Annotated in this window: 3 protein-coding genes and 1 pseudogene; 1 reads left to right on the forward strand and 3 read right to left on the reverse strand. The window is 71.3% G+C overall.

The features are described from left to right. Positions 1 to 84 precede the first annotated feature (84 nt). The 3 genes and pseudogenes from ABZ749_RS31015 to ABZ749_RS31025 all read right to left on the reverse strand — a co-directional run. Positions 85 to 1,104, reverse strand: a pseudogene (locus ABZ749_RS31015) (RtcB family protein); the annotation flags it as partial. A 128-nt stretch (positions 1,105 to 1,232) separates the two neighbouring features. Next, positions 1,233 to 1,358: a hypothetical protein gene (locus tag ABZ749_RS31020; RefSeq protein ID WP_357233995.1), complete on the reverse strand. Its 126-nt coding sequence runs from the start codon at positions 1,356 to 1,358 to the stop codon at positions 1,233 to 1,235. A gap of 83 nt (positions 1,359 to 1,441) precedes the next feature. Then, the gene (locus tag ABZ749_RS31025; protein WP_357233998.1) at positions 1,442 to 3,439 is read right to left on the reverse strand and encodes a translation factor GTPase family protein; all 1,998 of its coding nucleotides are present in this window, start codon (positions 3,437 to 3,439) and stop codon (positions 1,442 to 1,444) included. A gap of 281 nt (positions 3,440 to 3,720) precedes the next feature. Here ABZ749_RS31025 and ABZ749_RS31030 point away from each other — a divergent pair, with 281 nt between their 5' ends. Further along, positions 3,721 to 3,900, forward strand: a complete 180-nt coding sequence (locus ABZ749_RS31030; RefSeq protein WP_357234001.1) for a hypothetical protein — start codon at positions 3,721 to 3,723, stop codon at positions 3,898 to 3,900. The last annotated feature ends 10 nt before the right edge of the window (positions 3,901 to 3,910 follow it).

Genomic DNA, 3,910 nt, shown 5'->3' on the forward strand with positions numbered 1-3,910 from the left:
CCCGGGTCACCGGCGAGGTCCAGGTGCCGTACTCCCAGGTGCGGGTGGTGCCGGTGTGCGGGTCCGCGTACTCGGTGGTGCCGGCCGGGCGGGCCCCCGAGACATCCGACGCCCCGCCCCGTGCGACGCCGAGCAGTATGCGTCCGGGTTCCCCCGCCCCCGCACGATGTACGACCCGGTGCCCATCGACCCGGGGATGATGCCCAGGTCACCCCGGCCGGCCCGGATGGCGCCCTTGCGGGTCACCAGCACGTCCACCCCGTCGTAGCTCTCCTCCGAGACGTAGTTGTGGTGGCAGCTGATGGGCTCGTCGTAGCCGACCTGCGGGAAGTGCTCACGCACCACACCGCAGAGCAGGGCCAGCATGACCGCCCGGTTCCGCCGCGCGTACTCCTGCGCCCACCAGAGATCCCGCCGGTACGCGTCCATCTCCGGCGTCCCGGCGAGGAACACGGCCAGGTCCCGGTCCGGAAGGTCGACGTTGTGCGGCAGCCTTCGGGCCACCCCGATGTGCCGCTCGGCCAGCTCCTTGCCGATGTTGCGGGACCCGGAGTGCAGCATCAGCCAGACCCGCCCCTCGTCGGCGCCGCCCTGCTCCAGGCAGACCTCGATGAAGTGGTTGCCCCCGCCGAGGGTGCCGATCTGCCGCTGCGCCCGCGTCTCCAGCTGCGCCACCCGCCGGTCCAGGCCGGAGAACCGACCCCAGAAGTCGTCCCAGCCGGCCTGCTCCAGGCCCCGGATCCGACGGGTGTCGACCGAGTCCGTGCGCTGAGCGAAGCCGACCGGGATGGTGGCCTCGATCGCGGAGCGCAGCCCGGCCAGGTCGTCCGGCAGGTCGGCGGCGGTCAGCGAGGTACGCACCGCGGACATCCCGCAGCCGATGTCGACGCCGACCGCGGCCGGCGAGACGGCCTGCCGCATCGCGATCACCGATCCGACCGTGGCGCCCTTGCCGAAGTGCACGTCGGGCATGACGGCGACACCCTGCACCCACTGCAGCGCGCCGATGTTGCGCAGCTGCCTGGCGGCCTGCGGCTCGATGGCGTACGGGTCGGTCCAGACCCGGACCGGTGCCCGGGTACCGGCGAGGGGGGTGAATCCCATCGTGGTCTCCTTCTGTCGTGCGGTGACCGTTAATGATCATATTTGGCGGCCAGCGGCGGTGCGCGGATACGAAAGGGCCGCCCGATCCCGGTGGGGATGGGCGGCCGGCGGACGCGTCAGCGTCGGCGTCAGTCGCGCCACCCCGGCTCGTGACGCCGCGCTGGGCGGTAGGCACGGGCATTGGCGGTGAGCTGCAAAGGGGTGCCGGCGGGGAGCAGACACCAGCGGGCGTCGGTGCGGACGCGTCGCGACATGGCGTACTCCCTCCGGGTTGCTCGGTTGACGGTGCACCGACGACAGTAGGAGGGCTGCGGCGCGTCCGCAATGGATATCGTCGCTACCGGCCGCTGACCCGGCGCGCGACCGCCAGCAGATACTCCTTGCGATCCAGCGGATTGTTGTCCCAGCGGGCCCGGACGGGGGCGGGGCCACGCACCGGCCGGTAGCAGCCGAACTCGGTCTCCAGCACGCCCTCCCCCCGGGTCAGCGCAGGCAGGCGACGCTCCAACGCGTGCACCAGACCGGCCGGGATCTCACCCTGCACCAGGTAGGACGCGCCCTGCCCGGTGGCCTCGGTCGGCACCGCGTCCAGCCGGGTGAGCGCGGGCAGCAGCGTGCCGAGGACGTCACCCGGCACCTCCAGCCGGAAGCGGTGTACCGGCTCGTGGACGCGGGTGCCGGCACGAGCGAGTGCGGCCATCAGCACCAACGGGGTGAGACTGCGGAAGTCCCCCGCCGTGCTGGACATGCTCTTGTCGAAGGTCCCGTGGGAATGGCTCTGCCGCGCCCAGTAACCGGCGTGAGTCATCGTCACCTCGCAGTCGGGGACCTCCCACCCGTGAAGGCCCTGGCGCAGGGTTCGGCGCACGGTCTCCTCCACGGCGGTGAAGAAGGCCGGTGGCATCGACCCCAACTCGACGCCGAGCCGAAACGTCACGCCGGCACCGGTCGGCGCCGGCGCGATCCGCAGCCCGACGGTGGCCAGGAACGGGTTGGGCGCCACCGCGATCACCTCCACCGCCCCAGCGACGCCGCACACCCGCTCCACGTGCACCGTGCTGGTTTCCCGGAACGTCACCCCCAGGCCGAAGTCGTCGGCAAGGGTGGCCTGGATGACCTCCTTCTGCACCTCGCCGTAGAGCGACACGGCGATCTCGTGCTGCCGGTCGTCCTGCCGCAGGTTGATGAGCGGGTCCTGCTCAGCGAGCTGGATCAGCGCGGCGTGCAGCGCGACCCGGTCTGCGGGGCGCGTCGGCACCACCACGGTCTCCAGGCTGGGTGGCGCGAAGTGGCGGTCCGTGCCGGCACGTTCGGGTGGTACGCCCACCGGGTCGCCGATCCGAGCGCGCCTGAGGCCCCACAACCGGGCGATGTGACCGGCTTCGACCGCCGATGCCACCACGTCGGCCCCATGGGCGACGACTCGTACGGCAGTGACCAGTTCAGCGTCGACAGCGCCGACGCGGACCCGGTCGCGAATCCGGATCGTGCCGGCGAAGAGCCGGACCACCGCGATCTTCTCTCCGGCTGAACCCCGTTCGATGGCGAACACGGTGCCGGAGACCGGGGCGTCGGCGTCACCCTGGACGGTGGGCAACAGCTCGGTGATCCCGGCGATCAGCGCGTGCACCCCGGCACCTGTGATCGCCGAGCCGGCGTACACGGGCTGCACCAGCGCGCGGCCGGTCCGCGTCGCCAACGCAGCGCGTAGCCGTGAGTACGGCAGCGAGGACGTGTCCGCCACCCAGTCGGCGAGCAGCACGTCGTCCTGGCTGGTGAGCAGGTTGAGCAGCCGGTCGCTGAAGGCGAGGTCGGTGGGCCCGTACGTCGTACAGTGGGCGCTGCGGGTCCCCGGCATCGCCACCGCGCCCATCGCCAGGACGCTCGGCGTGAGCTTCTCGGCGACCGCCTGGAAGACCCGGTCGGGGTCTGCCCCGGCCCGGTCGACCTTGTTGATGAAGATCAGCGTCGGGATGCGCAGCCGGCGCAGAGTTCGCATCAGCACCCGGGTCTGCGGCTGCACGCCCTCCACCGCGGAGATCACCAGCACCGCGCCGTCGAGCACACCAAGCACCCGCTCGACCTCGGCGATGAAGTCCGGGTGACCGGGCGTGTCGATCAGGTTGACGGTCACGTCGTCCAGCACGAAGGAGACGACAGCCGAGCGGATGGTGATGCCGCGTTGTCGTTCCAGTGCCAGGGTGTCGGTCCGGGTGCTGCCCGCGTCGACCCGGCCGAGCTGGTCGGTCACACCGACGTCGTGCAACAGCCGCTCGGTCAGGCTGGTCTTACCGGCATCGACGTGAGCCAGGATGCCGAGGTTCAGGGTTTTCACGCAGCGTCAGGTCCTTCAGGTAGGAGACAGATCCCTTCTGGTCGGACATCGACGCAGCGCGCATTGGTGCTCCCTGGAGGTTGGTAGCGGTTTCGGGTAGTTCAGCAGGCCGTCGTCGGGTCGGGCAACCGAATAACCGGCGCTCTCACACCCCGTCTGCGGTCGGAGGAGACCTTGCGGGCGTTGGCCAAGCTGGAGCAGTCGTTGCCGTCCCGGCTGCGGCACCGGGTGGACGCTGGCCACAGCCCGCCCGGGTACGCCTGCACGCGTCGGCCGAGGTGATGGCGCAACGGATCCCCACCACTGCGGGTCTGTTGGAGTCGATCGACGAGCGGACCTGCCTGCTGCACACCGGCGGCGAGTCGCTGGAGAACCTCGCCGCCCGGTTCACACGCGCCGCCGGGTCCGCGCCGGGGCGAGTCGCGGTTCACCCCGGCGCGGACGTGGCGGTGGGGCTATGACTGCGGCACC

The organism is Micromonospora sp. NPDC047753 (assembly GCF_040642735.1).
Taxonomy (GTDB): domain Bacteria; phylum Actinomycetota; class Actinomycetes; order Mycobacteriales; family Micromonosporaceae; genus Micromonospora.